The sequence below is a fragment of the Natribaculum luteum genome, assembly GCF_023008545.1.
Taxonomy (GTDB): domain Archaea; phylum Halobacteriota; class Halobacteria; order Halobacteriales; family Natrialbaceae; genus Natribaculum; species Natribaculum luteum.
On the sequence record NZ_CP095397.1, the window covers coordinates 974,992 to 1,001,337 of the forward strand.

At 67.7% G+C, this 26,346-nt stretch carries 23 protein-coding genes; 11 read left to right on the forward strand and 12 right to left on the reverse strand.

What is annotated here, in order from left to right:
• Positions 1–23: 23 nt before the first annotated feature.
• Genes MU558_RS05050 through thiD form a run of 3 tightly spaced genes read left to right on the forward strand, consistent with a single transcriptional unit; the run spans position 24 to position 3,717 of the window.
• Entirely contained in the window at positions 24–1,031 is a 1,008-nt protein-coding gene (locus MU558_RS05050; protein ID WP_246972502.1) for an AIR synthase family protein, read from the forward strand.
• 60 nt (positions 1,032–1,091) lie between these two features.
• Positions 1,092–2,309, forward strand: a complete 1,218-nt coding sequence (locus MU558_RS05055) for an AI-2E family transporter (protein ID WP_246972504.1) — start codon at positions 1,092–1,094, stop codon at positions 2,307–2,309.
• 49 nt (positions 2,310–2,358) lie between these two features.
• A complete protein-coding gene (gene thiD / locus MU558_RS05060; protein ID WP_246972506.1) occupies positions 2,359–3,717 on the forward strand; it encodes a bifunctional hydroxymethylpyrimidine kinase/phosphomethylpyrimidine kinase in 1,359 nt (452 codons plus the stop codon).
• A gap of 4 nt (positions 3,718–3,721) precedes the next feature.
• On the opposite strand, the gene MU558_RS05065 is transcribed toward thiD, so the two are convergent.
• Entirely contained in the window at positions 3,722–4,918 is a 1,197-nt protein-coding gene (locus tag MU558_RS05065) for a PQQ-binding-like beta-propeller repeat protein (RefSeq protein WP_246972508.1), read from the reverse strand.
• Between the two features lie 166 nt (positions 4,919–5,084).
• Here MU558_RS05065 and MU558_RS05070 point away from each other — a divergent pair, with 166 nt between their 5' ends.
• Positions 5,085–5,408 (forward strand): tRNA-binding protein, encoded by a 324-nt coding sequence (locus MU558_RS05070; protein ID WP_246972510.1) that lies wholly within the window; start codon positions 5,085–5,087, stop codon positions 5,406–5,408.
• Positions 5,409–5,420: 12 nt separating this feature from the next.
• On the opposite strand, the gene MU558_RS05075 is transcribed toward MU558_RS05070, so the two are convergent.
• The 5 genes from MU558_RS05075 to MU558_RS05095 all read right to left on the reverse strand — a co-directional run bounded on the left by MU558_RS05075 (position 5,421) and on the right by MU558_RS05095 (position 10,797).
• Entirely contained in the window at positions 5,421–5,930 is a 510-nt protein-coding gene (locus MU558_RS05075; RefSeq protein ID WP_246972512.1) for a hypothetical protein, read from the reverse strand.
• Positions 5,927–6,775 (reverse strand): signal peptidase I, encoded by an 849-nt coding sequence (locus MU558_RS05080; RefSeq protein ID WP_246972514.1) that lies wholly within the window; start codon positions 6,773–6,775, stop codon positions 5,927–5,929. The genes MU558_RS05075 and MU558_RS05080 overlap by 4 nt, the downstream gene beginning before the upstream one ends.
• Positions 6,772–8,358: a hypothetical protein gene (locus MU558_RS05085; RefSeq protein WP_246972517.1), complete on the reverse strand. Its 1,587-nt coding sequence runs from the start codon at positions 8,356–8,358 to the stop codon at positions 6,772–6,774. The genes MU558_RS05080 and MU558_RS05085 overlap by 4 nt, the downstream gene beginning before the upstream one ends.
• The gene (locus MU558_RS05090) at positions 8,342–9,049 is read right to left on the reverse strand and encodes a hypothetical protein (protein WP_246972519.1); all 708 of its coding nucleotides are present in this window, start codon (positions 9,047–9,049) and stop codon (positions 8,342–8,344) included. Before MU558_RS05090 ends, MU558_RS05085 begins: the two co-directional genes overlap by 17 nt.
• Positions 9,050–9,315: 266 nt before the next feature.
• On the reverse strand, positions 9,316–10,797 hold the full coding sequence (locus MU558_RS05095; RefSeq protein ID WP_246972521.1) for a vWA domain-containing protein: 1,482 nt from the start codon (positions 10,795–10,797) through the stop codon (positions 9,316–9,318).
• 388 nt (positions 10,798–11,185) lie between these two features.
• Between MU558_RS05095 and MU558_RS05100 the strand changes: the two genes are divergently transcribed.
• Positions 11,186–11,716, forward strand: coding sequence for a DUF7344 domain-containing protein (locus MU558_RS05100; protein ID WP_246972523.1), 531 nt, complete (start codon positions 11,186–11,188; stop codon positions 11,714–11,716).
• Between the two features lie 121 nt (positions 11,717–11,837).
• Here the strand turns inward: MU558_RS05100 and MU558_RS05105 are convergent, their stop codons facing one another.
• Positions 11,838–12,686, reverse strand: coding sequence for a DUF8054 domain-containing protein (locus MU558_RS05105; protein WP_246972525.1), 849 nt, complete (start codon positions 12,684–12,686; stop codon positions 11,838–11,840).
• Between the two features lie 409 nt (positions 12,687–13,095).
• Here MU558_RS05105 and MU558_RS05110 point away from each other — a divergent pair, with 409 nt between their 5' ends.
• Both MU558_RS05110 and mutS read left to right on the forward strand, forming a co-directional pair.
• Entirely contained in the window at positions 13,096–13,674 is a 579-nt protein-coding gene (locus MU558_RS05110; RefSeq protein WP_246972527.1) for a DUF7344 domain-containing protein, read from the forward strand.
• A gap of 96 nt (positions 13,675–13,770) precedes the next feature.
• Positions 13,771–16,392 carry a DNA mismatch repair protein MutS gene (gene mutS / locus MU558_RS05115; protein ID WP_246972529.1) on the forward strand — a complete coding sequence of 874 codons (2,622 nt, stop codon included), beginning with the start codon at positions 13,771–13,773 and terminating at the stop codon, positions 16,390–16,392.
• Positions 16,393–16,422: 30 nt separating this feature from the next.
• Here the strand turns inward: mutS and MU558_RS05120 are convergent, their stop codons facing one another.
• The 3 genes from MU558_RS05120 to MU558_RS05130 all read right to left on the reverse strand — a co-directional run bounded on the left by MU558_RS05120 (position 16,423) and on the right by MU558_RS05130 (position 19,334).
• Entirely contained in the window at positions 16,423–17,268 is an 846-nt protein-coding gene (locus tag MU558_RS05120) for an ABC transporter permease subunit (RefSeq protein WP_246972532.1), read from the reverse strand.
• Positions 17,265–18,185: an ABC transporter ATP-binding protein gene (locus MU558_RS05125; RefSeq protein WP_246972535.1), complete on the reverse strand. Its 921-nt coding sequence runs from the start codon at positions 18,183–18,185 to the stop codon at positions 17,265–17,267. The genes MU558_RS05120 and MU558_RS05125 overlap by 4 nt, the downstream gene beginning before the upstream one ends.
• A 225-nt stretch (positions 18,186–18,410) precedes the next feature.
• A complete protein-coding gene (locus MU558_RS05130) occupies positions 18,411–19,334 on the reverse strand; it encodes an ArsR/SmtB family transcription factor (RefSeq protein WP_246972537.1) in 924 nt (307 codons plus the stop codon).
• Between the two features lie 259 nt (positions 19,335–19,593).
• Between MU558_RS05130 and MU558_RS05135 the strand changes: the two genes are divergently transcribed.
• The 4 genes from MU558_RS05135 (at position 19,594) to MU558_RS05150 (ending at position 23,972) form a co-directional block, all read left to right on the forward strand.
• A complete protein-coding gene (locus tag MU558_RS05135) occupies positions 19,594–20,490 on the forward strand; it encodes a hypothetical protein (RefSeq protein WP_246972538.1) in 897 nt (298 codons plus the stop codon).
• 210 nt (positions 20,491–20,700) lie between these two features.
• A complete protein-coding gene (mutL, locus tag MU558_RS05140; protein WP_246972539.1) occupies positions 20,701–22,854 on the forward strand; it encodes a DNA mismatch repair endonuclease MutL in 2,154 nt (717 codons plus the stop codon).
• 161 nt (positions 22,855–23,015) lie between these two features.
• A complete protein-coding gene (locus MU558_RS05145; RefSeq protein ID WP_345781513.1) occupies positions 23,016–23,315 on the forward strand; it encodes a MoaD-like domain-containing protein in 300 nt (99 codons plus the stop codon).
• Between the two features lie 102 nt (positions 23,316–23,417).
• The gene (locus tag MU558_RS05150; RefSeq protein WP_246972541.1) at positions 23,418–23,972 is read left to right on the forward strand and encodes a DoxX family protein; all 555 of its coding nucleotides are present in this window, start codon (positions 23,418–23,420) and stop codon (positions 23,970–23,972) included.
• A 66-nt stretch (positions 23,973–24,038) separates the two neighbouring features.
• Here the strand turns inward: MU558_RS05150 and kdgK1 are convergent, their stop codons facing one another.
• Positions 24,039–24,992 (reverse strand): bifunctional 2-dehydro-3-deoxygluconokinase/2-dehydro-3-deoxygalactonokinase, encoded by a 954-nt coding sequence (kdgK1, locus tag MU558_RS05155; protein WP_246972542.1) that lies wholly within the window; start codon positions 24,990–24,992, stop codon positions 24,039–24,041.
• Positions 24,993–25,246: 254 nt separating this feature from the next.
• Entirely contained in the window at positions 25,247–26,284 is a 1,038-nt protein-coding gene (gene rtcA / locus MU558_RS05160; RefSeq protein ID WP_246972543.1) for an RNA 3'-terminal phosphate cyclase, read from the reverse strand.
• Between the last annotated feature and the right edge of the window lie 62 nt (positions 26,285–26,346).

A 26,346-nucleotide genomic window follows, 5' to 3' on the forward strand; every position in this document is an offset into this window, starting at 1 on the left:
CCGCCGGGGCAGTCGGTCGACCCGTGACCGAGCTCGGAAAGATCGACCGGAGCTTCTTCGAACAGCACGTCGCGCCGAACCTCGGTGCCGACCGCGACGACGTCGTCGTCGGGCCGCGCCACGGCGTCGACTTCGGCGTCCTCGAGGTGGGCGGGCGGGCCGTCGTCACCGCGACGGATCCGCTGTCGATCCTCCCCGATCTGGGCTTCGAGCGGGCGGCGCGGTTCGCACTCGACCTCGTGCTGGCGGACGTCGCCGTCAGCGGCGTCCCCCCGTCGCACCTCTCGATCGCCTTCACCCTCCCGCCGGAGATGACCGACGAGGAGTTCGCGACCGTCTGGGAGACGATCCACGCAGAGTGTGCGGACCTCGGCGTCGCCGTCGTCACGGGCCACACGGCCAGGTACTCGGACTGCTCGTACCCGTGGGTCGGTGCGGCGACGGCCGTCGGCGTCGGCGACCGCGAGGACGTCGTCCGACCCGACGGTGCACGGCCCGGCGATCGGCTACTGCTGACGACCGGTCCCGCCGCGGAGGCGGTCGGCCTGTTGACGACGCTGTTCGGCGACGAGATGGACCTCCCCGACGACGTCCTCGCGGACGCCCGCGACCGCCTCGATGACGTCTACGCCGTCCGGGACGCGCTCACGGCTGCTGCCGCCGGTCCCGTCACCGCGATGCACGACGTCACCGAAGGCGGGCTGGCGGGCGCGCTGAACGAGATGGCAGACGGTGCCGGCGTTCGGTTCGCAGTCGATCGCGACGCCGTCCCGGTCCAGCCCGGCGTCCGCGAGGTCAGCGAGCACCTCGAGATCGACCCCTGGCACGCCACCAGCTGTGGCTCGCTGCTGCTCGCCGTCGAGCCCGCAGGCGTCGACGACGTGCTCGCGGCACTCGAGGCTCGCGACACCGTCGTCGCCGAGATCGGCCGCGTCGAGTCCGGCGAGGGCGTCGTCGTCGACGGCGAGTCGCTCGCCCATCCCGGCGTCGACCCCTCCTGGGACGCGTACGCCGACCTCGCCGAGAAGTGACTGCACCGCAGGGGCGAGAGCAGCCTGTGTACCTATGGCACTCCGGCGTGACCATCACGTATGGCCGACAGCGGAGACTCGATCGTGGCGACACTGCCCGATCGGTCGCGGGCCGTCTGGTGGACGCTGGCCCTCGCCGTCGCCACCGTCTTTCTCGCGATCGTCGTGCGCTATCTCGGTATCGTCGCCTTCGGCCTCTTTCTGTACTACGTCGGTCGACCCGTCTCCCGCCGGCTCGAGACGATCGTCGGAACGGCCGGCCGGGCAGCGGCGCTGACGATCGTCGCCATCCTGCTCCCGCTGCTCGCCGTCATCTGGGCCGTCACGGCCGTCGCGATCGGCCAACTGCTCGCGCTGGCCGGCGGCGACGTCGGTCGCCTCCTCGAGGTCGCCGAACCGACGCTCGGCCTCGAGACGATTCCCGAGTCGCCCTCGGAGCTGTTCACCATCGTCGGCGACGAACTCAAGCCACGAGACGCGACGACGCTGCTCGACATCGGAACCGGCGTGCTCGCCCAGATCGGCGGGCTCGTCTTCGTGACCACGCTGCTTTTCGCGTTCGTCTACCTCCTGTTGCGTTACGAGAGAACGGTAGCTGACTGGGTACACGAGAACGTCCTCGGATCGGAGACGGCGGGTGCGACGTACCTGCGGGGGGTCGATCGGGAACTCGGCCGGATCTACGGCGGACAGATGCTCACGATCCTCGTCGTCGTCGTGCTCGCGTGGGTGCTCTACACGGGACTCAACGTCGTCGCTCCCGCGGGCGTGTCGATCCCGTTCCCGCTGTTGCTCGCGCTCGTCACCGGCGTCGCCTCGTTCGTCCCGCTTATCGGCCGATCGCTCGTGTACGTGCCGCTCGTGGCGTACCTCGCGATACTGGCGCTACGGATCGACTCGCGGCTGCTCTGGTTCCCCGCCGCCACCGGCCTCGCCGGCGTGCTCGTCCTCGATCCGACCGTCCGGTACGGCATTCGGCCGTATCTCTCGAGTCACGGCACGCCCTCGAGCGTGATGCTCCTCAGCTACGTCCTCGGGAGCGCGATCTTCGGCTGGTACGGCGTCTTCCTCGCGCCGATCGCAGTCGTCTCGATCCGACAGTTCCTCCGGTCGATCTTCCCCGCCCTGGTTCGGGGTGAGCCAGTTCGACCGGTCGACGACGAACGGACGAGCGACGAGTCGAGCGACGAGTCGGAACTCGACGCCGACGCGCCGACCGACGGTGGCGACGGGAGACCGACGACGCCGGCCGAAGACGACGCGTCGACGCTCGAGTGACCGGCGGCGGACCACCACCGATTAGTACCACCAGAGAATACCAGCGGGTATGAGACGATCACTGCCAGACGAGCGTCCCGTCGGCCTCACCATCGCAGGCAGCGACTCCGGCGGCGGCGCGGGCGTGCAGGCGGACCTCGCGACGATGGCCGCCCACGGCGTCTACGGCACGAGCGTCGTCACCGCAGTCACGGCCCAGCACACGCGTGGCGTCGAGCGGTCGTTCGTCCTCCCGGTCGAGGAGGTCGAGGTCCAGTTCGAGGCGGTCCGCGACGACTTCGCGATCGGCGCGGCGAAGACCGGAATGCTCGCGACGACCGAGATCGTCGAGACGGTCGCCGACCGCGCCGGCGAGTTCGCGTTCCCGCTCGTGGTCGATCCGGTGATGGTCGCGACCTCCGGGGACCGACTGCTCGAGCCCGCGGCCGAACGCGCGTACGAGGAACTGATCGCGGAGGCGACCGTCGTCACGCCCAACGCCGACGAGGCGGCGGTGCTGACGGGAATCGACGTCGAGGACGGGGCGAGCGCACGGGAGGCCGGCGAACGGCTGTGTGAACTTGGGTCCGATGCGGCGCTAATCAAGGGTGGCCACGTCCCCGGCGAGACCGTCCGGGACGTGCTCGTGACCGACGAACGGACGGTGACGTTCGAGCACCCGCGGGTCGACACCGACGCGACCCACGGCTCCGGCTGTACGCTCGCGGCGGCGATCACAGCACGGCTGGCACGGGGCGACGACCTCGAGACCGCCGTCGGTCTGGCGACGGACTTCCTCGCGCGGGCGATCCGCTACCACTACGACGTCGGGCAGGGGCCCGGCGCGGTCAACCACGCGGTCGAGCTCCGGAACGACGCCGCACGCGAGCGGACGGCCGAAGCGGTCCGGACGGTCGTCGACCGGTTCGTCGCGGCGGACGTCTCGCCGCTGATTCCGGAGGTCGGCACGAACGTCGTCGGCGCGACGCCGTACGCCGAGACGGTCGCTGAGACGGCGGCCGTCGAGGGGCGGATCACCCGCACGCTCTCCGGCGTGAAACCGAACCGCGGCGTCCGCTTCGGAGCCTCGAGTCACGTCGCCCGCTTCCTGCTCGTCGCCCGGGAGTTTCATCCCGAACTGCGGTTCGCCGCGAACTGCCGGTTCGACGCCGACGTCGAGGACGCACTCGAGGACCTCGACTGGTCGGTCGCGGAGTACGACCGCGCCGCCGAACCGGACGACGTCACAGAGACCGAAGGGAGCACGATGGAGTGGGCCGCTCGGCGCACGCTGGGCGACCGCGAGGAGCTGCCTGTCGCCGTAATCGACCGCGGCGACGTCGGCAAGGAGGCCACGACGAAACTGGTCGCGACCGACGCCGAGACGCTCGCCGAGCGAACGCTCGTGCTGTGCGATCGACTCGAGTAGGGAGTCAGTTCTCGAGCGCGTGGACGTCGCCGCTCGCGAACGGGCCGGCGAACGGGACGACGTACAGTCGATCGCCGACGGCGGCCATCCGGCCGGTCGTCCGAACGCCTTCCTCGTGCCAGCGAACCGTCCCGTCGACGTCGACCGCGAACAGCCCCTGGTTGGGCGTCCCGAAGTAGACCCCGTCGGCGACGGCTGCCGGCGGCCCCCCGTACTGGCCGGTGTCGATAGACCACAGTTCGTCGCCAGACTCGAGGTCGAGACACGTCGTTCTCGTGGCACCGCCCGGGAGGTACGCGTGCCCGTGTGCGAGCGCTGGCATGACCGACGAGCCCGAACCGGTCTGGTATCGCCAGACGGTTCCGCCGTCCTCGCGGTCGAGTGCGTAGACGTCGCCGCCACGGGTCGAAGCGACGACGACGTCGCCGGCGACCGACGGTGGCGTGTAGAGGCCGCCGAGGTCGTCCCGGTACCACAGCGTCTCCTCGCCGTCGAGCGCGTACAGTTCGCCGTCGGATCCCGACACGCCGGTCGTGTAGACGACGCCGTCGGCGACGGCCAGCGAGGCGACGAACGGGCGGCCGCCACTGGGCTCGAGCGTCCACTCGATCGCCCCCGTCTCGGCGTCGACGGCGGCGGCGGCCGGACCGCCGACGATGGCGTAGAGCCGATCGTCGACGAGGACGGACGATCCCCGACGGATCAACGCGTCGTTCGTCCACAGTTCCGTGCCGTCGGCGGCGTCGAGCGCGTACGTCCCGTTGTCCGAGGTGACGTAGACCACCTCGCGGGTGAGCGACGGGATCGACCGAACGCCGGCGTTCGGGTCGGCCTCGTACGTCCACAGTCGTTCGCCCCCCGTCGTGTATCCGAGGACGTCGCCGGCGTTGGTCCCGAAGTAAAACCGGTCCCCGCCGACCGCGACGCCACCACCGAAAGAGGTGTCGATACCCGACCCGCCGCGGGTGAGTTGCCTCGTCGTCGGGTCGGCCTCGAGCAGTGACGCGTCGGGGTTGTAGCCGGTGTTCGCGGAGTCGAATCCGTCGCCGGGCCAGGCGTCGGTGCCGTCGGTAAGCGGCGTCGCGTCGCGGTCGCCGATCGACCCCGCCGAACGGCGGGGATCGATCGCGGCGAGACAGCCAGCGCTCGCCGTCGCGAGGGCGCACCCGGCGAGCGAGCGGAGGAACGGGCGGCGTTTCATATCAGATTCGTTTCTTTTCGTGGTGTTAAACGTACCCGTTCGTCTCACGGTCGTCCGTTGGCGTGGGGTCGCTCGAGGGTGGAGACGTCGCCATCGAGGCGGGCGGCGCGCGGCCGGACGCGGAGCGACGCGGCGTTTTTTGACAGCGTGGGTCGTCACTCGAGGCATGGTCGAGAGTCCGTTCGACGTCGAGATCCGCGTCGGCGAAGTACTGGAGGCGGAGGCGTTCCCGGAGACGGACAAGCCGAAGATGACGAAGCTGTGGATCGACCTCGGCGACGAGGAGATCCGATCCTGTGCGCAACTGGGCTACCACCACGACCCCGACGAGTTGCCGGGGACGCAGGTGCTCTGTGCGACGAATCTCGGGTCGGTACGGATCGCCGGCTTCGAGTCCGAGGCGCTGACCGTCGGCGTCCCGGACGAGGACGGGAACCCGGTGCTCGTGACGCCGGCGGAAGACGTGCCGCTGGGCGGCGTGCTGTTCTGATCCGCGGATCGGTCACCCGCTCGACGCGTCCTCGGCGTCGGGGTCATCCGCGTCCGCTCCACCGTCGGCGTCCTCGTTCGGCGACTCGAGGGACGCGTCGTCGGTCTCGTCGGGGTGATCGGTGGCGGCCAGGCCGTCGCTCTCGCCGTCCGTGGTCGGCGGCTCGTCCTCGAGTGTGGCGTTCTCCTCGCCAGCCGCGCTCGAATCCGACTCGTTTTCGGCGAATCGCGTATCGTTCGTCGGGGTCCACGAGGTGCCGTTCTGGCCGTCGTTCGTCTCGTTTTCCACGCCACCGTGTGCGTGGGGCCTGGCCTCGTCATCACCAGGTTCGTCGGTCGGCCCGTCGTCGCTGGATCGGTCGCCCCCGACGACGGTCACCGCGAACGACTCGTCGGTCGAGAACGTCCCCGAAACGGACTCGGTCGCAGTAAACAGGCCGACAGTGACGAACCCGCCGGCGAACCCACCCGTCACGACGAGCGCACAGAGGACGACGACGGCGACGCCTCGAATCGACGTCATCGGTCGTCCTCCTCGAGCGTTCCGCCGTCGGCCGTCGGATGCGCGGTCTCGGTCGTCGGCTCCGGCGGCTCGGCTTCCCGGGCCGATGTGGACGCTGTGTCACCTTCGCCAGCGGACAGCCGCATCGAGAGCCACAGCCCGCCGACGGCGAGCAACGAGAACGCCGACGCGAACGCCACCGCCGTCGTCAGCGTCGTCTGCAACTCGAGGGCCACGTAGACGGCGTACGGCGTGACCAGGGCGAGAACTCCCGTCGACAACAGGAGGTCGTTCGCGGTGATCGTCACTGCCGCGTCCGCGGAACTCACGGTCGAGTCGGTGGCGACCCGGCCATTCGACTCCGTCGTTTCGGAACCGTGTCGCACGAGCGCCCACAGTTCCGTCAGAACGAGCAACGAAAGCGGGACGGCGACGAGCAGGACGAACCCGATCGTCGAGTTCGTCGCCCGGATCACGTATCCGATGTACGGGATCGTGAAGACGACGACGCCGATCACGTTCGCCGCCGGAATCGGGGTCGAGTCTACGTCGTCGTTCGCGTCGCCTTTCGTCTCGAAGACGGGACCCGTCTCCGTCTCGCGGACGTCGACGACGCGATGTGTTACCGGCGTCTTCGCGTCGCCTCGAGTGAACGTGATGACGTCCCCGTCGGCGATCGCCGTCGGCGCTCGCTCGTCGACGACGACCACGTCGCCGGGTTCGATCGTCGGTTCCATGCTCCCCGAGAGCACGACGAAACTGTACTCGGCACCGACCACGCCCGGGACCGCGTAGACGACGAACGGGACGACGAGGGCGATCAACAGCACGGAACCGAGCACGTTCGCGACTTGTCTGGTATTCATCGTCCTGTCACCTCACAGAGTGGGTTCCGTCGCCGATCGAACGCCTCGAGGACGGTCAGCGAGTACGTCCCGTCCGTCACGACCGTCCCGGGACCGAACGGCTCGGAACAGCTCGTATGAAAGTCGCCGATCGACCGGGTTCCGTCGGCCGTGACGACGGTCACGTCGAAGTCCGGTCGCCCACTGTCGGCGAGCTCGAGCGTGAACGACTCGCCCGCGTCGATTCCGAAGACGCTGATCGTCGACCCGTTCCTGCCAGCCTGAGTGACGACGATGGTCGCGTCGTCCGCTGGCCCCGCGTACTCGAACGTCGCCTCGACCGCGCGGTGGTCGCTGCCGTCCGCACAGGGGACGCAGTCGAGATCGGATTCGTCGTCATCGTCGCTCTCGTCGCCGTCGGCACAGACGGAGACTGTGACGTTACTGATCCCGGGCCGTTCGTGGTCCGCGCGCTCGTCTGGATCGTCCCGGTCGCCGTGGGCAGCACAGAGTTCGCCCCGCGTCCGGGTCGACGGTGGCTCGATCGCGTACTCGACGATCCGCGACTCGGGGTCCGAGGGATGGTCGCCGCCGTCCGACCCACCTGGCTCGTCGCCAGCCGGGGGCGTGCCGCGAGGGATGCCGCCGCCGATTGCCACCGCACAGATCGGCGGTGCATTTCGCTCCTCGCCGTCTTTCAGCAGCCGGAAGCTCGCACAGACCGTCTCGCGCTCGCCGTCGTCGCGCTTGTCCGTCACGGAGAGGACCTGAAGCTGGTACTCGTCGGTGATCAGGTACGTCTCTCCGGCCTCGAGCCGACCGCCCTCGACGTCGATCGTGCCGAGTTCGACGCAGTCCGCCGGTGGGCAGTCGAGTTCGGGACAACGAACGTCCGCGAACGGGCCGTCTCCGACGTCGGCCTCGGACACGTGCCGGCACTGCTCGGCGTAGAACTCGAGTTCGAGGCCGCTCTCGGCGGCAGTCGTCCACGTCGCGTCGGACGGAAGTCGGTAGCGAAAGACGAGACAGCGCTCCTCGCCCGTAGAGAGGCACGGCTGGTCGGGACCGTCGAGGCGCAGTCCGTCGGCGAGCGCACGACGGAGACCGTCCAGGGTTCCCCACCCCGACGCCGGGAACGTCGTGCTCCCGCCGGAACGGCAGTCGTCGACGACGAGCTGGACCTCGAGGACGGAGCCGAGCGGATCGGCGATGGGTGGACAGTCGGTCCGGAGCCACACGCGAACGGGGTTCCCGTCGTCGTGGACGGCCAGACGGAACCGCTCGACGCCGGCGTCGCCGGGACGGAGCCCGTCGAACGCGAACGCGATGCGGCCGTCCGTCTCGGAACACGCGTCGGAGTCACAGCGAACGTCGATCCCGACGCGTCCCGCCTGCTGTGTGCCCGTAAACGACTCGAGGTCGCTCAGGTACGCACCGGTGCCAGCGCCGCCGGCGACGCCGAACGCGCCGAGACCGACGCCCGCGAGTAACCGGCGACGGCTCAACCGGGTGGGGTCGCGGCTCACGGCGTCCCTCCACGTCGGACGGGCGGTGACGTCGCCGTCCGCTCCGTCTCCCCCCTCGTGATCATCGGCGCACCCCACACTGTTCTGCGCCGACGTCGATCCCGAACTCGACGGATTCGCCTTGCCACTCGTTGCTGACGGCTGTCGCAGTCCGCCAGGCGATGCCGAGACAGAGCCGCTCGCCCTCCGGGAGACAGTCGTCGAGGCCGGGACGGAGGAGCAGCCCCTCCGTATCTGGACCGTACGCCTCGCCGAACTGGGCGAGCGAGCACTCGAGGTCGGGGTTCGCCGGCACCGTCGCGGTTCCGGCACAGCCGCCGATGCCGAAGATCCCGGTGTCGTACCACAGCGAGACGTCGATCACCTCGCTCAGTCTTCCCGAGACGGACGGGAACAGCCGAACGCGGGCGTTCATCTCCTCGGCGACCAGTCCGATGCCGATCGTTCCCGAGTCCCCGGGGAGGACGTTCGTCTCCCGGACGAGGGGGCCGTGTGTCTCCACGTCGTAGTCGTCGACGTACTCCTCGAGCGGGCCGTCCCCGGTCTCGCCGGTCGACGTCGCGTTCGTCGGTTCGCCGTTGTAGGTGCTGTACCAGGCGACGCGGAGCCGGGGGCCGTCGTCGCCCGCCGTCTGTGCGTAGGTGTAGCTCGTGTACGCGGGTGCGTCAGCCGTGACGGACGCCCGTCTGACCCCGGCGGTCGCGATCGCGGTCGTGCCGACGCAGCCGAGTAGTTGTCGTCTTGTGATGGCGGAGATTCGTCGTGTCACTGTCTGTCCTCCGGTTGTTCGGTCGTCCAGTCGTGGCCGATCGTGGCTCGCCCTCGCGCCGGCCACGGCCCCCGTCGATGCCGGTGGTGGCACACCGACGGGGATATGAATGAGCACCGTACCGTCCGCGACCGATCACGGCAGGGTCGTGCTTCCGTCGAACGGGACGGGGCAAGACGGTCCTACCGTCACGGATGGGCCACCGAACCGCCCGTAACGTTCGCCCGAAACGTGCCGGCACGGGGCGTCGCTCGAGCGTCGTCGACTCACTGCGCGCTCGAGTCGGCGGCGAACGGGTTCGTCGGGTCGTCGTTGTGACGAGATTGTTCGGCGTAGAACCCGACGTCGAACGAGACGGAGTCGGTCTGGACCTCGTTGCCGACGTCGATCGGCAGTTCCCACTCGAGGCCGATACACTGGGTCAGCCCGCCCGCGAACGGCTCGCGCGCCTCGCTGGACCGATTGCCGTCGAGTGCGACGCCCTCCGAGAGGTGCTCCATCGTCTCCCGGAGCGTCCCCTCGTAGATGAGCGTCTCGCCCGCGAGCGTCTCCGCGACCTGTGCGAACACCTGCTCGATGGCGGCGTCGTCCACCGCGAAGAACACGTGCTCGTCGGTCGGTTCGCTGGCGAACTCTTCGAGATCCGCCTGGGTGGTGCCGCCGACGCCGAGCGCGTAGGTCTCGGTTCCGGCATTTTTGACGGTGTCGCCCGCATTCGCGGGGGCCGTTCCCGCGTTGTTCTGTCCGTCCGTCAGGACGACCATCACCCGGTTGTCGTGTGTGTAGTTCTCGAGGTCCGACTGTCCGGTGAGAAGGCCCTCGCCGATCGCGGTCGAACCCCCGTCGGCGGGCAACGAGTCGATCGCACTCTCGACGGAGGCGTAGTCGCCCGTCAGCGACTGGACGACCTGTGCACTCTCGTCGTACCCGGCGGCGCTGAAGAACGTGACGCCGACCTGATTGTCGGGATCGCCCTCCGTGAGAATCTTCTCTGCGAGGGCCTTCGCGCCCGCGATCGTCTGCTGGTTGCGGCTTCCGGACATCGAGCCGGAGGCGTCGAGTACCAGTTCGACGCAGACGGGCCCGTCGTCGCCTCTACCGGGTTCGTAGACGTTGTCACAGTCCTCGTCGTACCACACTGTGACGTCGATCGCGTCGGCGAGCTGTCCCTCGCCGTCGGGGTCGTCCGTGGAGACGCCCATCGCTTCCAGCGCGTCGACCTCGGGTTCGGTGTAGCCGTTCTGGGCGTTCTCGGTGAGTTCGCCGGTCATCCACACCCACGCGGGGTTGTCGCAGATGTGGAAACTGATCGTCACCTCGCCCGAGTCGCCGGGCTTGACGTCCTCGAGTGTGAACACCGGGATCTCGTCGCCGTTGACGAGGTTGAGCTCCGGGTCACACAGGTCCAGCTCCTGGACCTTGGTGGTCCAGTCGAGCGAGCCCACGTCCGGCACCTCACCGGTCAGGTAGACGCCGTCGCCCAGGTCCTCCACGTCGAAGTCGGGGTACATCGCGTCCACCTCCGCGAGCCGTCCCGGCCCACCCGTGTACGTGGACTTGTAGTCGAGTTTCAGGTCGAGTTCGCCCGCACTCAGGCTGTTCCCCGCGAACCCCTCCCCGTCGGAGAAGTACGCCGTGGTTCCGAGCGCTGCACCCGCAGACGCGACGCCGATCGCGCCGATCCCACCGAGGACGCGTCGGCGAGACAGTCCGATTCCGCTGTCGTCTCTCTCTCGTTCGTCAGTCATGGTTGGTTGTCCCGAACGGCCGACGGACCCTCGCGAGTCGGCTGCCGTTCAGTCGTCGAAACAGGTGGTGTCTGCCCTCGTAGTTACGAGCCGACACGTCGGCGTCGAACGAGACGATCGATCCCTGACGGCCGCGTCGAATCGACGATTCGACCGTCGTACGGCCGTCCAACCGGGATCATCGTCCGCTCGATCGGGCCAGCAAGGTCGCCCTGCCGGGTTCACACCGACGACCTCGAGCGGCGGTACGGGTCCCGTGTCGGTCGCGACGCGACCGGTTCGACGCCCCTGCCAGCGCGAAAAGAAGCGGTATCGCCGACGGTACGGTCCACATGCTGACGTGTGTCCAGTCGAGAGTCCCTCACGACAGGGGTACGCGCCGACGCCGATGTTCAGAACCAACGTCCTTCCCGAAGGAGAAATCTACGACGTCCTCGCGAACAGCCGCCGCCGCGAGACGCTCCGGTACCTGACGGACTCGAGCGCCGGCTCGATCACGCTCCGGGAGCTCTCCGTCGCCATCGCCGCCGACGAAACCGGCCAGTCACCGCCCCCGAAAAGGGTTCGCGAGAGCGTCTACAACTCGCTTCACCAGACGCACCTGCCGAAACTCGACGAACTGGGTGTCGTCACGTACAATCGTGACTCGAGAACGGTGACGCTGCGCGAGCGGGCACGCGAGGTCGACCGCTATATGGAGGTGCTCACGCGCTACGGCGTCACCTGGAGCGAACTGTACCGCAGTCTCGGCGTCGTCTCGCTGCTCGTCGTCGTCGCCGCCTTGCTCGAGGTGCCGTTCGTAAGCGCGGTCGATCCGTTGCTGTGGACGAGCGGCTTCCTCGCGCTGTTCGCCGGCGTGATCGCCTCCCAGCTCTGGTCGAACCGCTGGTACGTGCTCCAGGCACTTCGCCCCCGATAGCGATTCGCCAGCGCGTTCGTCGACGTAGGCGAGGCTGCACTGGCATCCAGAAACGGACACCGGCAGTCGAGAAGGGAAACCGGTCGGTTCCGAGTGGCCGTTCGTCCGAGCGCGACGCTGGCTACTCGTCCTCGAGTTCGGTGGGATCGACGTCCATCTCGAACAGCCGGGCGTCACACTCGACGCACGTGGCGGCGACGACGTCTCGACGCCGACAGCAGGATTCGACGACGTCCTGTGAGAGGGCAACCGTCCCGCCACAGGCCGGACAGTGCTCGATGAACAGCCGGAGCATACCGAGCAGTTCCCACCTGAGCGCGAGCGGGTAGTGCTCCCAGTTCGGGTCCCACGCTGGGAGTTCTGCGGCTGCTGCTGCGTCGGCGACGCACGCGGCCCGCGACGGCCAGTTCGCCAGCTGGGCGTCGTCCGCCCACGCGACGACCGCCTGCGGGCGTTCGTCGAGTTCGAGGCGCGTCGAATCGACCTTCGCGAACTGGCCGAGACTCTCCCGGATCTCCGTCTCGTCCGTCCAGTGGGCTTCGATCGAACGCTCCCACGTACCGGCAAACGCGCGGTCGAGTACCAGGTCGTCCGCGTCCGGATCGTCGACGACGACGCCAACCTCGAGTAACGACTCCGCCGGATCGCGTCGTTCCCGGTCGATCCGCGTCGGCGTCTCGTCGAACAGCGCGAGAAACCGATCGGGGACGTACCGCTTCGTGATCGTCGGCGTGCCTGGAATCAGGTAGCCACGGAAGTAGACGATCGTGACCGCCCCTGCAAACGTCGCCACGCCCGCACCGACCGCGAGCGCACCGTCGATCTCGGCGACCGCGCTCGCGACCGCGATCGCAAGGACCGCGGCGATCACGAGGTTGAGAATCGTACAGGGACGACACCGGTTTTCGCCCGTATACGAGGGGTGTTTCATCGCTTCCAGAGCCGCGTGTAACTGTGTGACGACGTACATACCACGCGTCGACACCCTCGAGAGGTAGTTGTATGCCCCCTACTCACTCGACTCGCCGTTCCTGCTGGTCACCAAACGGTGCTCCCGATCGGAAGCGCCGGCCGACGACGACCGACTCGATCACCGGACGTCCCAAACAGAAATGTAAAAATTTAATACATACTCGAATACGTACACTCTGGATAGTATCGCCAGCGGTTTGGACAGCCTACCGGCCGGTTACCAGCGCGTGGAAGTCGATGCCATCACATTAATCTCTTGATATCTACATGAATTAACTACGTACAATATATAGAAAAATAAGTTCTATCTCCTGACTGCATACCGGCACGTCCTTTTGTATAATCATAAAGATACAGAATATAACAACGAAAACACATATGTTATTCTGAATCTGTACACTGTTCTCATGGGGGGCGAGGCTATGGCCAGCGCGGAACAGACTACAGAAGCGGACGAATCGACACCACCGGACGGCGAGTCGCTCTCGAGAGACACGGTCTTTCAGACGCTCTCGAACCGTCGTCGCCGTCGCGCACTCCGGTACTTGATCCAGCATCGAAACGACGAAACGGTTCGGATGCGCGACCTCTCCGAGTGGATCGCCGCGGAGGAAAACGGCGTCTCGAGGGGGCAAGTGACGTACAAACAGCGAAAGCGGGTGTACACGTCGCTGTACCAGTCACACCTGCCGGCGCTGCACAGAGACGGGATCGTCGACTACGACCGTGCCAGGGGAACGGTGTCGTTGACGCCTGTCGCCACCGAGTTCGACACGTACCTCGAGACGACATCGGAGAACGACCGTTCGTGGAGCACGTACTGGCTCGGACTCGGCGTAACCGCCGTCACGGTCTCGGTCGTCGCCTTGCTTGGCGTCGTGCCGGCTCTCTCGAGAACCAGCCACCTCCTCGCGGTCGCGATCTCGCTCGCGCTGTTCGCGTCCGCCGTCGTCTTCGCCAGCGTCGGAGGGCGTGACAGCAGCTGAAGGCCGAGACAGTTCCGCGGTCGCGGTGCTACGATCGCGGACCACTTTCACCGCGGAACCCGCAGGACTTTTGCGCTCGAGGGCCACTGGCCCAGTATGACCGAGGCGACGGGTATCGTCGGAGAGTTCCTCTCGTTGAAAGAGGAGACGGACGCGGAGTTGTTGGCGATGCAGTGTGGCGACTTCTACGAGTTCTTCGACGAGGACGCCGAGATCGTCGGCGACGAACTCGATCTCAAGGTGTCACAGAAGTCCTCCCACGGCTCGTCGTATCCGATGGCCGGGGTGCCGGTCGACGACCTCACCCCCTACCTCAAGGCGCTCGTCGAGCGCGGCTACCGCGTGGCGGTCGCCGACCAGTACGAGACCGAAAGCGGCCACGCCCGCGAGATCGTCCGGGTCGTCACGCCGGGTACCTTGCTCGAGACGAGCGACGCCGACGCCCAGTACCTCGCGGCCGTCGTCGAGGGCTCGAGCGGGACCTACGGACTGGCGTTCGCGGACGTGACGACCGGTCGCTTTCTCGTCGCGGGAGCGACCGACGCAGACGAGGTGCTGACGGAACTGTACCGGTTCGGCCCGGTCGAGATCCTGCCCGGTCCCGAGGCGCGAAACGACGACGACCTGCTGAGCCGGGTACGAGAGCGGACCGACGCGACGCTCACGCTCCACGACGCGGAGGCATTCGCCCCAAAGCGGGCGACCCACGTCGTCCGGGAGCAGTTCGGCCGCGAGACGATCGACCGGCTCGCCGTCTCCGATCCGGCGATCGCCGCCGCGGGGGCCGTCCTCGCCTACGTCGAGGAGACCGGCGCGGGCGTGCTGGCCTCGATGACCCGCATCCAGGCCCACCACGGCGACGACCACGTCACTCTCGACGCGACCACTCAGCGTAACCTCGAGTTGAGCGAGACGATGCACGGCGGTAGCGAGGGCTCGCTGTTCGCGACGATCGACCACACCGTGACGAGCGCGGGCGGTCGTCTGCTCAAGGAGTGGCTCTGTCGCCCCCGGCGCTCGCTGTCGACGCTCGAGCGACGCCAGGAGAGCGTCGCCGCGCTCTCGACGGCCGCACTCGCCCGCGACGAGATCCGCGAGACGCTGGGTGAGGCCTACGACCTGGAACGGCTGGCCTCGAAGGCGACCCACGGCAGCGCCGACGCTCGGGATCTGCTCGCCGTTCGAGATACCCTCGCCGTCCTGCCGGCGCTGGCAGATGCTATCGAGGCGGAGCCTGCGCTTTCCGACTCGCCGCTCACCGAGATCGTCGACCGGCCAGACCGCGAGGCGGCCGCCGACTTACACGACGCGCTCGCGGACGCCCTCGCCGAGGACCCCCCGTCGACGGTGACCCAGGGCGGCCTGCTCGAGCGCGGCTACGACGACGAACTCGACGAGGTGATCGACCGCCACGAGGAGGTCCGGGAGTGGCTCGACACCCTCGCCGACCGCGAGAAACGCCAGCACGGCCTCAGTCACGTCACCGTCGACCGGAACAAGACCGACGGTTACTACATCCAGGTCGGCAAGTCCGCCGCCGACGGGGTTCCGGACCACTACGAGCAGATCAAGACACTGAAAAATTCCAAGCGATTTACGACCGAAGAACTCGAGGAGAAAGAACGCGAGATCCTGCGACTCGAGGAGCGACGCGGCGACCTCGAGTACGAACTTTTCTGTGAACTCCGCGAGGCGGTCGCGGGTCGTGCGGAACTGCTCCAGGACGTCGGCCGGGCGCTGGCGACCGTCGACGCACTGGCGAGTCTGGCGACCCACACGGCGGAAAACCGCTGGGTACGACCCGACCTCCACCGGGGCGAGGACCTCGAGATCGACCAGGGTCGCCACCCGGTCGTCGAACAGACCACGGAGTTCGTCCCGAACGACGTGCGAATGGACGACGACCGGGGCTTTCTCGTCGTGACGGGGCCCAACATGTCGGGGAAGTCGACGTACATGCGCCAGGTGGCGCTGATCGTCCTGCTCGCGCAGGTGGGCAGTTTCGTCCCGGCTCGAGACGCGTCGATCGGCCTCGTCGACGGCATCTTCACGCGCGTCGGGGCGCTCGACGAACTCGCGCAGGGTCGGTCGACGTTCATGGTCGAGATGAGCGAACTCTCGAACATCCTCCATACGGCAACGGAGGAGTCACTCGTCATCTTAGACGAGGTCGGACGGGGGACGGCGACCTACGACGGCATCTCGATCGCGTGGGCCGCCACGGAGTACCTGCACAACGAGATCCGGGCGAAGACGCTCTTTGCGACCCACTACCACGAGCTGACGGGGCTGGCAGAACACCTCCCCCGGGTCGCGAACGTCCACGTCGCGGCTGACGAACGAGACGGCGACGTCACCTTCCTGCGCACGGTCAGAGACGGCCCGACCGACCGCAGCTACGGCATCCACGTCGCCGACCTCGCGGGCGTCCCCGAACCCGTCGTCGACCGGGCGCGGGACGTCCTGGAACGGCTGCGCGAGGAGAAGGCCATCGAGGCGAAAGGCGGCGGCTCGAGCGACCCCGTCCAGACCGTCTTCGACGTCTCGAGCGGGCAGTTTCGCGGGCCGGCCAACGCCGACGGTGGCGATCCGACGTCCGACCGCGATCCAGAACTCGAGGAGATCGTCGAGGACCTCGAGTCGATCGACGTCAACGCGACGCCGCCGGTCGAGTTGATGGCGAAAGTCCAGGAGTGGCAGCGGCGGCTAAAGGAGTGATCGCCGGAGTACGAACGAGACGAACACCGATCAGAGATCCGTCCCGTTGAACGTGACGTAGCCGATCGCAAGCGGAACGACGATCCAGAGCGCGAGCACGGCGAACCCGATCGCCGGGGTCGCGTAGAAGGCGTCGAAACCGGCAGCCTGCGTCTGCGCGTTGGCTTCGTCTGCGACGTCCGGCAACAGCGCGACGAGCGCCGAGAAGTACGCCGAAGACGGTGGGATCTGCATCACGACGTACATCCAGTCGGGCTGTTGCTGGGGGAGCGAGAACCCGTTGACGACGTAGACGACGGCGAGTGGCACCACGTCCCAGGCCAGTTCGAACACGACGAAGAAGCCAAGCGCCAGCGTCGTCGCCCGCGACGTCGAACCCGTCGTCGCCGAGAGGCCGACGACGATCGTCGCGTAGACGACGGCGAAGACCACCGCGGCGAGGACGAACGTCACCAGCGGGACGACGTCGACCGTCCCGAGCAGCGCGGCGCCGAAGCCGAGTCCGACCAGGAGTCCGACCCCGAGCGTGGCGGCGATCACGGCACCCCGACCGAGCACCTTGCCGACGAACACGTCGCCTCGAGTGTGCGGGAGTGCGAGCAACAGCTTGATGCTACCGAGTTCGCGCTCACCGGCGACGGACTTGTACCCGACGATGATCGCAGCCAGCGCGACGAACAGCCCGGTGATCCCCGCCAGGAAGAACAACAGTCCGGCGAACGACACCTCTCCCGTCGCACCGGACGCCTCGGGGAGTTCGACGTACGCGTACGTCGTCAGCACCGAGAACAGCACGAACACGGCCAGCAGCGCCCACAGCGCACGCGACTGGACCGCGTCCCGGAAATCCTTCTTGGCGACGGCGACCCAGCTCATGCTCGCACCTCCTGCTCGTCGGTCGTGTACTTCACGAACAGGTCCTCGAGCGAGGACTCCTCGACGGAGAAGTCGCCGACCGACGCGCCGGCGTCGTCGAGCGTGTTCAGCACGGCGAACTTCGAGCCGCCGGTCAGCGTCACCCGGAGTCGGTCGCCGTCGAGCGCGACGTCGCTGACGCCCTCGAGTCCAGCGACGGTCTCTAGCATGGCGTCGTCGACGCCGGAGACAGAGACGGACAGCGTCGTCGCGGCCTCGGTCGCGTGGCGCAGCCCGTCGATCGTGTCGACCGCGACGAGTCGCCCGCTGTCGATGATGGCCACGCGGTCGCAGATGGCCTCGACCTGTTCCATGATGTGACTCGAGAAGAAGACGGTCGTGCCCCGATCGTTCTCCCGGCGGATGATCTCGCGCATCTCGCGTGCGCCGTTGGGGTCGAGACCGGTCGAGGGTTCGTCGAGGACGAGCAGGTCGGGGTCGCCGACCAGCGCCATCGCGAGGACGAGTCGCTGGCGCATCCCCTTCGAGTAGCCGCCGGCCTTGCGGTCGGCCGCCTCGGCGATCCCCACGCGCTCGAGCAAGGCGTCGACGTCCTCGTCGACCTCTTTTGACTCGACGACGAACTCGAGGTGCTTGCGGCCGGTGAGGCGGTCGTAGGCGTGGTAGCCGTCGGGGAGGACGCCGGTCCGCTGGCGGACGGCGAGGCTCTCCGCCTGTGCGTCGTGGCCGAGCACCGTCGCGGTACCGTCGGTCGGCCGGGTGAAGTCGAGCAAGATGTCGATCGTCGTCGACTTGCCGGCCCCGTTCGGACCGAGGAAGCCGAAGATCTCGCCCTCCTCGATCGTCAGGTCGAGGTCGTCGACGGCGACGACGTCGCCGAACCGTTTCGTCAGTCCGTCGAGTTCGATCGCGGCCATAGCTACCGGGCCTCCGCGAGTATCGGTCGTCGATCACGGTCGTACGTCGGAGAGCTCATCGATCACACAGTTCGCCGGGGAGGTGAAAAGTATTGTTATCTCTCTTACATATTGACAGCGGTGTTACTCAAAAACGTTTGAGCGAGCGACGGACCGGTCATCGCCGTCGGTGATACCGGCGAGACCCTGCCAACGTCGGTCGGCTATCGTCGTGACGATCCGACGTTACTCACCCGCCGGCAGGTCGTGGGAATCGCCGTCCGAGACCGGCGTCACCGTCAACTCGTCGTCCATCTCGAGGACGAGACGTTCATCCTCGAGTGTGATCTCGAAGCGGGCCTCGAGCGGCGAGAGAGAGCGGACGTCGGTCGTCCAGTCGTCGGCGGTGAAGTAGCCGAACAGTTCCCAGAGGGGTGTCTCGAGGATCGAGATCCCGTGTCGCCAGAGGAACCCGACTGTCGCGGGGTGGAACGCGACCGGGACCTCGAGCGGAAGGTGCGTCACCATCCGACACTCCCGACAGGTGCTGACGAGCGTGTGAAGCGTCAGTTCGTCCCGCTCGAGGGTCTCGACGGTAGCGTCGACGGAGCCGTAACACTCGGAACAGACGCCGCCTTGCACCGCGACGGACGAACTCCAGATGCGGGAGCCGAAGCTCTCGGCGATCTCGGACGGCGACCGGCTGGCCGCCTGACTCCGCGGGAAGGAGTCGACCAGAAGCGTCTCGTCGCACGCCGCACACCGGACGACGAACCGTTCGTCGCTCGAGTCAGCGACGAGCGTCGACTCGCGACAGAGCGGGCACGTCCCGTCGACGTCGACCGCCTCGAACGTCGGCGTGCTCTCGTAGAGCCCCGATCGGACGGCGCGAACGATCTTGTCGCCGGCGTACGTGAGCCGGTAGCCCTCGGGCGTCTCGGCGACGAACTGGCCGACGAGCCGCTTGAGGTGGTAGGAGAACTGGGACGTGCTGTCGACGTCGACGGCGTCGTAGAGATCCGTGAAGGACATGACGTGCCCGTTGGTCTGGCGTTCCCACTCCCGGTCGGCCAGCGCGAACAGGATCTCGAGGCGGCGTTCGTTTCCGAGTGCACCGATGGCGTCGATCACCGTCGGATCGATGCGAGCGTCGTCGTCCGGAGACTCCATGAGCGGTCCGTTGGGTTCCACCACGTATACCAGCATTCGTACGGAAAGCGGACGATAGCGGGCGTCGATACGACCAGTGGCATCCCAGGCCTGCACTGCAGGTCGACTCCGGCGGTTCGGGTCGATTCGACCGTGCAGTCGACGCGTGGGAGGGTACTAGTGGACGACGGGCGTCCGGAAGCCGTCGGCTCTCATCGCGCAGGTACGTAGATTAATTGCCCGCTCGAACGTCGACCGGCGTGAGAACGCAGCCGAACCCATGAAACACCACGAACTCCTCGACGTCGCGACGGTCCGCTCGAGTGCGCTCCTGTTGCGTAACGCGAAATTCTTCGCCCGGAGCGTCGACGCGCCGCCGATCACCGACGTCGCAGCCGGAACGCGAGTTCGCGTCGACGACGTCAGCAGCGCAGGCGTCCAGGAGGTTGTCGTCGAGACGCCCGTCGGCGAGTTCGAGGCCGCCTACCTCCCCTGGCAGTGGCGCGGCACGGAGTACCCGACGCTCCTCTACCACCACGGCAGCGGCGAGCGGCCGTTCGACTTCGGCCGGTTCAGTTCGAACTCGTTTCGACGGCTGTTCGTCTCGAGCGATCGGGAGGTTCCGGCAAACGTCGTCGCCGTCCGCGCACCGTTTCACGATCGCTCGAGCGTCGAGTACGCCCGGGCGATGGGCGACCTCGAGAACTTCGTCGGGATGCTCGCCGCCTCGGTTGGACTGCTCGAGGCGCTGGCCGAACGGGTCCGCGAGCAGGGCAGCCCGGGCGTCGTCGCGTCCGGGATCAGCCTCGGCGGCTGGGCGGTGAACATCCACCGGGCCTGCGTCGGGGGCCTCGAACGTTACGCGCCGATATTCGCGGGGGCCGCCCTGGGCGAGATGTTCGTCTCGTCGGTCTACCGCAAAATGACCGGGGAACGGGCGCGGGCGAACCCGGATCGGCTGCGGAACGTGCTGGACTTCGAGGGGGCGTTCGCGGCTGGCGACGCCGACGACTGCTCGCCGCTTTTGGCCCGCTACGACCGGATCATCGAGTTCGAGCGTCAGCGAGGGATCTACGACGACCACCCGATGGCGGTGATCGAGAAGGGCCACGTCACGGGATCGCTCGCGACGGAGACGCTCCGGGGGCACGTCCTCGAGGCGATCCGTCGAACCTGATACTGCTGGACAAAACGGGTCACACACTGATCGCACGTGAGACGCTGTCGCCGGTGGCGATACACTCGAGTCGCGATCGGGTGTGTACTGACTGTTGTCCAGGAGTACGACCGCCGCTCACGCGACAGAACTATTGACACCCCGAACCAAGGCGGGATAGCACCGCAATCGAACGACGCCACACCGACGCGTCGCACTCGAGGACCACCCATGACGGACGAACCGAACGCCCCGGCCGACGAGACGGAGATTCACCAGCTAGACGAGGACACCGTCGCCCGCATCGCCGCAGGCGAGGTCGTCGAGCGGCCAGCCTCGGCGGTCAAGGAACTCGTCGAGAACAGCTTAGACGCCGACGCCTCGAGCATCGACGTCACGGTCGAAGCGGGCGGTACGGAACTGATCCGGGTCGCCGACGACGGCCACGGGATGACCGAGGCCGACGTCCGCGCGGCCGTCCGCCAGCACACGACGAGCAAGATCGACGGCCTCGAGGACATCGAGTCGGGCGTCACGACGCTCGGCTTCCGAGGCGAGGCGCTACACACCATCGGCTCCGTCTCGCGGCTGACGATCCGGTCCCGGCCGCGAGACGGCGACGGGGCGGGGACGGAACTCGTCTACGAGGGCGGCGAGGTGACGAGCGTCGAGCCGACGGGCTGTCCGGAGGGGACCACGGTCGAGGTCGCGGACCTCTTTTACAACACGCCCGCCCGCCGGAAGTTCCTCAAGACCACGGCGACGGAGTTCGCCCACGTCAACCGCGTCGTCACGCGGTACGCGCTCGCGAACCCCGACGTCGCCGTCTCGCTCACCCACGACGGCCGGGAGGTGTTCGCGACGACGGGACAGGGCGACCTGCAGGCGGCCGTCCTCTCCGTCTACGGTCGCGAGGTCGCCCGGGCGATGATCCCCGTCGACGCCGACGGCGACGACCTCCCGCCGGGTCCACTCGAGTCGGTCTCCGGACTCGTCTCCCACCCAGAGACCAACCGCTCGAGTCGCGAGTACCTCGCGACGTACGTCAACAGCCGGGCAGTCAGCTCCGATCCGATCCGCGAGGGGATCATGGGGGCCTACGGCAACCAGCTGGGCGGCGACCGCTACCCGTTCGTCGTCGCATTTCTGGAGGCCCCGGGCGACGCCGTCGACGTGAACGTCCACCCGCGCAAGCGCGAGGTCAGGTTCGACGACGACGACGCCGTCCGTCGCCAGGTCGACGCGGCGGTGGAGGCGGCGTTGCTCGAGCACGGTCTGTTGCGCTCGCGAGCGCCGCGGGGCCGGTCGGCACCCGGCGAGGCCCGGATCGAACCCGGCGGGGGGGACGCAGACGAGCGCCGACGGCCGACCGCCGGGAGGGAATCGACGCTCGAGCGCGACGCGGCCGACGCGTCGACGACGAACGAAACGGGTCCCGACAGTGCCACGAGTCGCACGACGCCGACCGACGACGAGCGGTCGACGACGTCAGACGACGGAGCGGCGGACGCCGAGACGGCGACCGCCGCCGACTCGAGTCCCGACGGGACGGCCGCCTCGAGCGGGTCGACGTCGACGGCGGAACCGCCGGAACGCGAGACGGCCCGAGAGTCGGACTCGAGTTCCGAGAGGCCGATCCACGGTCGAGAAGCGCCCGACCGGGGAGGCGTCGGCGCTCCCGCCGCACACAGCGAGCGCGAGACCGACCGCAAGTTCACTGCGGCGACCGAACAGCGAACCCTCGAGGGCGAGGCTGCGACGGGCGACGGGACACGCTTCGACTCGCTGCCGCCGCTTCGCGTCCTCGGGCAACTGCACGACACCTACGTCGTCTGCGAGACGCCCGACGGCCTGGCGCTGATCGACCAGCACGCCGCCGACGAGCGCGTGAACTACGAGCGGCTCCGGGACGCGTTCGCGAGCGATTCCACGGCGCAGGCGCTCGCCTCCCCGGTCGAACTCGAACTCACCGCCGCCGAGGCGGAGGCGTTCGAGGGCTACCGCGAGGCGCTCTCGAGGCTCGGCTTCTACGCCGACCGGGTCGACGAACGCACCGTGGCGGTGACGACGGTGCCGGCCGTCGTAGAGGAGACACTCGAACCGGATCGACTCCGCGACGTCCTCGCGTCGTTCGTCGAGGGTGACCGCGAGTCGGGTGCCGAAACGGTCGACGCGCTCGCCGACGAGTTCCTCGCGGATCTCGCGTGTTACCCCTCGATCACGGGCAACACGTCGCTGACGGAGGGGTCGGTCGTCGACCTCCTGGCCGCCCTCGACGACTGCGAGAACCCCTACTCCTGTCCGCACGGCCGGCCGGTGATCGTCCGACTCGACGAACGCGAACTCGAGGAGCGGTTCGAGCGCGACTATCCCGGACACGGGTGACTCGAGGCGAGCGAGACCGCGAGGGTTCGCTCGATCGCCGAAGAACGGTCTCGTGTGGGCGAACAAACGGTTATCCCCACAGCCAGCGGAGAACGGCGGTAAGGAGCCCGACTATGACTCGATCCGGACTCACGCCGCAGATGCAAAAACAGCGAGCAGCCCTGGACGCGATTCCACCGGTAGAACGTTCGGTCGAGAACGGCGTCTTGCGCGTGACACGGCGGTTTCGTGGCCTGACGCTGGAGCAGGCGATGGGCTATCTCGAGAACCTCGGCGGCGAACGAGCCAGTGATACCGAGATCGCCGGAGACGAGTGGCGGGCCCGACTCTCGGCACGGAAGGTCCCCGTGGGGCCGTCGTACCGGCTCACCGAAGTCACGGTGAGGTGGACGGGCCAGGAGGAGGTTCTCGAACCGGTTGTCTTGCAGTTCCGGCTCAAAGCGTTTCGCGCACCGGGGTGATCGATCGCCGGACAGCGCGAGCCACAGCACGATCGCAGTAGTAACGTTTCAAATCCCGTATCAGGGAAGATTTCATGATATATTGTGTCCTACTAGGTCGGAATGGCTTCACGAGAGGTAACGCTCGAGAGTACCGTCGCCGGGTACACCGCGACCGGGAAACTCCACACGCTCAGCGTCTGGTTCATCCTCGCACTCCGGTTGATGATGGGGATCGCGTTCTTCCAGAGCGGGCTCGACAAAGTCCTCGCAGGGGACTTCAGTGCTGGCGGCTATCTGACGCAGGCAGTTCCGAGCAACCGAAGCCCTGCCGCGGATCTGTTCGTCGCGATGGGGAACACGCCGTGGTTCGTCGATTTCGTGAACATCGCGGTCCCGTGGGGGGAGGTGCTCATCGGACTCGGGCTCATCTTCGGTGCGCTGACGCGACTCGCCGCGTTCTGGGGCGCGTTCATGATGCTCCTGTTCTACCTCGGAAACTGGGACGTCGCCCACGGATACATCAACGGCGACTTCGCCTACATGCTCGTCTTCCTGTCGGTCGCCGCGTTCGGTGCCGGTCGAATTCTCGGCCTCGACGCCTACATCGAACGGTACGAGGTCGACGGCCAGCCGCTCGTCGAGCGCTATCCGTGGACCCGGTACCTCCTCGGATGACGCCGACTCTTCCCTCTCGTGGGCCGTCTCTCGGCCGAACTCGTTCGACAGAACGGCGCGCTCGAGCTACCTCGAGATGTCTTCGGTCCGATCGGAGACGACCGCGTCGACCTCTTCTTTGGTGACCAGTGCGACGTCGCCGGGAACGGTGCGCTTGAGCGCCGCCGTCGCGGAGGCGTACTCGAGTGCCTTCGGGACGTCGTCGCCGGCGAGTCGGCGGGCGATGAACGCGCCGGTGAAGGCGTCGCCGGTGCCGATGGGGTCGACGGTTTCGGTGTCGTAGACCTCGTGGTCGTGGACGACGTTGTCGTGCCAGGCGAGTGCGCCCTGGTCGCCGCGCGTGACGACGACGGTGGTGAAGTCGAACTGCGAGGCGAGTTTGTGTGCGAGCTGTCGCGGGTCGCCCTCGTAGCCGAGCACCGTGCGGGCGTCGCGGGCGGCGATCAGCAGGATGTCGATCCCCGGGAAGAGTTTGAGAAGCGTCTCTCGTGCTTCCTCGGGCGACCAGAGCTTGCGACGGTAGTTGACGTCGAACGCCGTCGTCGTCTCGGCCTCTCTGGCCGCTTTCAGCATGTTCACCGTCGTCTCCCGCAGGGTCGACGAGAGGGCCGGCGTGATCCCCGACGTGAAGAAGACGCGGGCGTCCTGGATCAGGTCGACGTCGAACTCCTCGGCTTTGGCCGTCGTGATGGCGGCGTCTTCGCGGTCGTAGACGACGTTCGTCCCGCGAGGTTTGCCGCCGTGCTCGAGGTAGTAGGTCCCCTGCCGTCCCGACTGGCTCCAGACGACGTCCGTGTCGATCCCGTACTGGCGGAGTTCGCCGACGACGCGCCGTCCGAGAGGCGAATCTGGCAGTTTCGAGGTCCACGTCGAGACGGCCCCCAGTCGCTCGGCGGCGACGGCGACGTTGCTCTCTGCACCCGCAGCGCGGACCTCGAACTCGCTTGCGGACTCGATGCGCTCGTTCCCCGGCGGAGAGAGACGAAGCATCGTCTCGCCGAAGGTGACGAGGTCGCTCACGAGTGCCACCACCGAACGCCGTGTCGTCCGGTATCGAAAGTCTCGGTCATACGTCACGAGACGGAACGGAACGGTATAAGTGGTGTAGTTAGTCGGAGCCCACAAGCAGTCCCAGCGACGTCGTCGGTCGATTCAAGCGCCACCAGCACGCGAGCAAGGGTCGCCTGTACGGTCTGCTGTTCCTCGTTTCCGCAGCGACCGCCCGACGGGACGCGGTCGCTGCGGGACGGACAGACAGCGGTCCGTATGATGTGTCACGACGACCGTCCGACCACCGTCGGCGCGGGCCGCTCTTCGAGTTCGACCGCGAGGCCGAACGACTCGAGCAACTCGAGGCTCGTCTCGACGTGGTCGGTGACGGCCGGTATCTGCACCCTGCCGCCAGCCAGCGCGAGGAAGACGAGCAACTGGTCGGCCATGTGCCGGTCGACCGCCGCCTCGCGCTCGAGAAACCGGATCGCGGCGTCGGCGGCGTCCTCGCCGACGCGTTCTGCGGGCGTCCCCCGCTCGCCGAGCGCCGAGAATCCCGCGAGCGCCGGCCGGCGCTGCTCGTCTTCGATGCAGTCGAGTCGGATCACGACGGCAGAGCCGGGACAGTCGCTCGCCGCCGTCGTCTCGACGCGTTCGCGCACCTCGAGGTCGCGATCCGCGGGCTGGAGTCGCTCGAGTGCGCCCGCCGCCTGTCGGGTCGCGACGTCGCTGTCGGCGAGCGCCGCCGCCTCCGTCGAGTAGACCCGGACGCCGCGGACGTCGCTTCGGGACTCGAGGTGGATCGACTCGAGGGTCGAGGGTGCGATCGAGAGCGTCGCCCGACCGCCGCCGCTCGGGTAGAACCCCCGCCGCTCGAGATCGATGGCGGCGTCGAGCCCGTAGCGGCGCAACAGCGGGAGTTTGACGTGCCGGACGTAGTCGAGCGGCGGCGACCACTTCACGTCCGTCCCACCCGAGACGGTCACGGCGAGTCGGGACTCGAGTCGCGTCGCCAGCGGGAGCAGCGTATCGAACAGCAGCGTCGTGCTCCCGGCGGTTCCGATGTCAACGGCGTAGTGGCCGCCCGCAATGCCGTCGGGATCGAACTCGACCGTCTCCGCGCCGACCTCGTCGCCGGCGACGTCGGCAGCACAGACCTCGGCCATCGTTTCGAGTGCCGCGAGATGCTGTGGTCGGAGCCCAGGCGTCGACCGCCCGCCGCGGACGTTTTCGAGGCGAATCGGTTCGTCTTCCAGCGCCGAGAGGGCGAGGGCCGTCCTGACGAACTGCCCGCCGGCCGCTGCGCCGTCGAGTTCGAGCATCGGCCGCGAATACGTCGAGGAGGCCGAAATAGCTGTTCGATCACCGGGTATTACGTCGGTGG

Bases quoted from the DNA above. Each gene is read 5' to 3' on its own strand.
- MU558_RS05055 (WP_246972504.1), top strand. From the start codon at position 1,092: ATGGCCGACAGCGGAGACTCGATCGTGGCGACACTGCCCGATCGGTCG.
- thiD (WP_246972506.1), top strand. From the start codon at position 2,359: ATGAGACGATCACTGCCAGACGAGCGTCCCGTCGGCCTCACCATCGCA.
- MU558_RS05065 (WP_246972508.1), bottom strand. From the start codon at position 4,918: ATGAAACGCCGCCCGTTCCTCCGCTCGCTCGCCGGGTGCGCCCTCGCG.
- MU558_RS05070 (WP_246972510.1), top strand. From the start codon at position 5,085: ATGGTCGAGAGTCCGTTCGACGTCGAGATCCGCGTCGGCGAAGTACTG.
- MU558_RS05075 (WP_246972512.1), bottom strand. From the start codon at position 5,930: ATGACGTCGATTCGAGGCGTCGCCGTCGTCGTCCTCTGTGCGCTCGTC.
- MU558_RS05080 (WP_246972514.1), bottom strand. From the start codon at position 6,775: ATGAATACCAGACAAGTCGCGAACGTGCTCGGTTCCGTGCTGTTGATC.
- MU558_RS05095 (WP_246972521.1), bottom strand. From the start codon at position 10,797: ATGACTGACGAACGAGAGAGAGACGACAGCGGAATCGGACTGTCTCGC.
- MU558_RS05100 (WP_246972523.1), top strand. From the start codon at position 11,186: ATGTTCAGAACCAACGTCCTTCCCGAAGGAGAAATCTACGACGTCCTC.
- MU558_RS05105 (WP_246972525.1), bottom strand. From the start codon at position 12,686: ATGTACGTCGTCACACAGTTACACGCGGCTCTGGAAGCGATGAAACAC.
- MU558_RS05110 (WP_246972527.1), top strand. From the start codon at position 13,096: ATGGGGGGCGAGGCTATGGCCAGCGCGGAACAGACTACAGAAGCGGAC.
- mutS (WP_246972529.1), top strand. From the start codon at position 13,771: ATGACCGAGGCGACGGGTATCGTCGGAGAGTTCCTCTCGTTGAAAGAG.
- MU558_RS05120 (WP_246972532.1), bottom strand. From the start codon at position 17,268: ATGAGCTGGGTCGCCGTCGCCAAGAAGGATTTCCGGGACGCGGTCCAG.
- MU558_RS05125 (WP_246972535.1), bottom strand. From the start codon at position 18,185: ATGGCCGCGATCGAACTCGACGGACTGACGAAACGGTTCGGCGACGTC.
- MU558_RS05130 (WP_246972537.1), bottom strand. From the start codon at position 19,334: ATGGAGTCTCCGGACGACGACGCTCGCATCGATCCGACGGTGATCGAC.
- MU558_RS05135 (WP_246972538.1), top strand. From the start codon at position 19,594: ATGAAACACCACGAACTCCTCGACGTCGCGACGGTCCGCTCGAGTGCG.
- mutL (WP_246972539.1), top strand. From the start codon at position 20,701: ATGACGGACGAACCGAACGCCCCGGCCGACGAGACGGAGATTCACCAG.
- MU558_RS05150 (WP_246972541.1), top strand. From the start codon at position 23,418: ATGGCTTCACGAGAGGTAACGCTCGAGAGTACCGTCGCCGGGTACACC.
- rtcA (WP_246972543.1), bottom strand. From the start codon at position 26,284: ATGCTCGAACTCGACGGCGCAGCGGCCGGCGGGCAGTTCGTCAGGACG.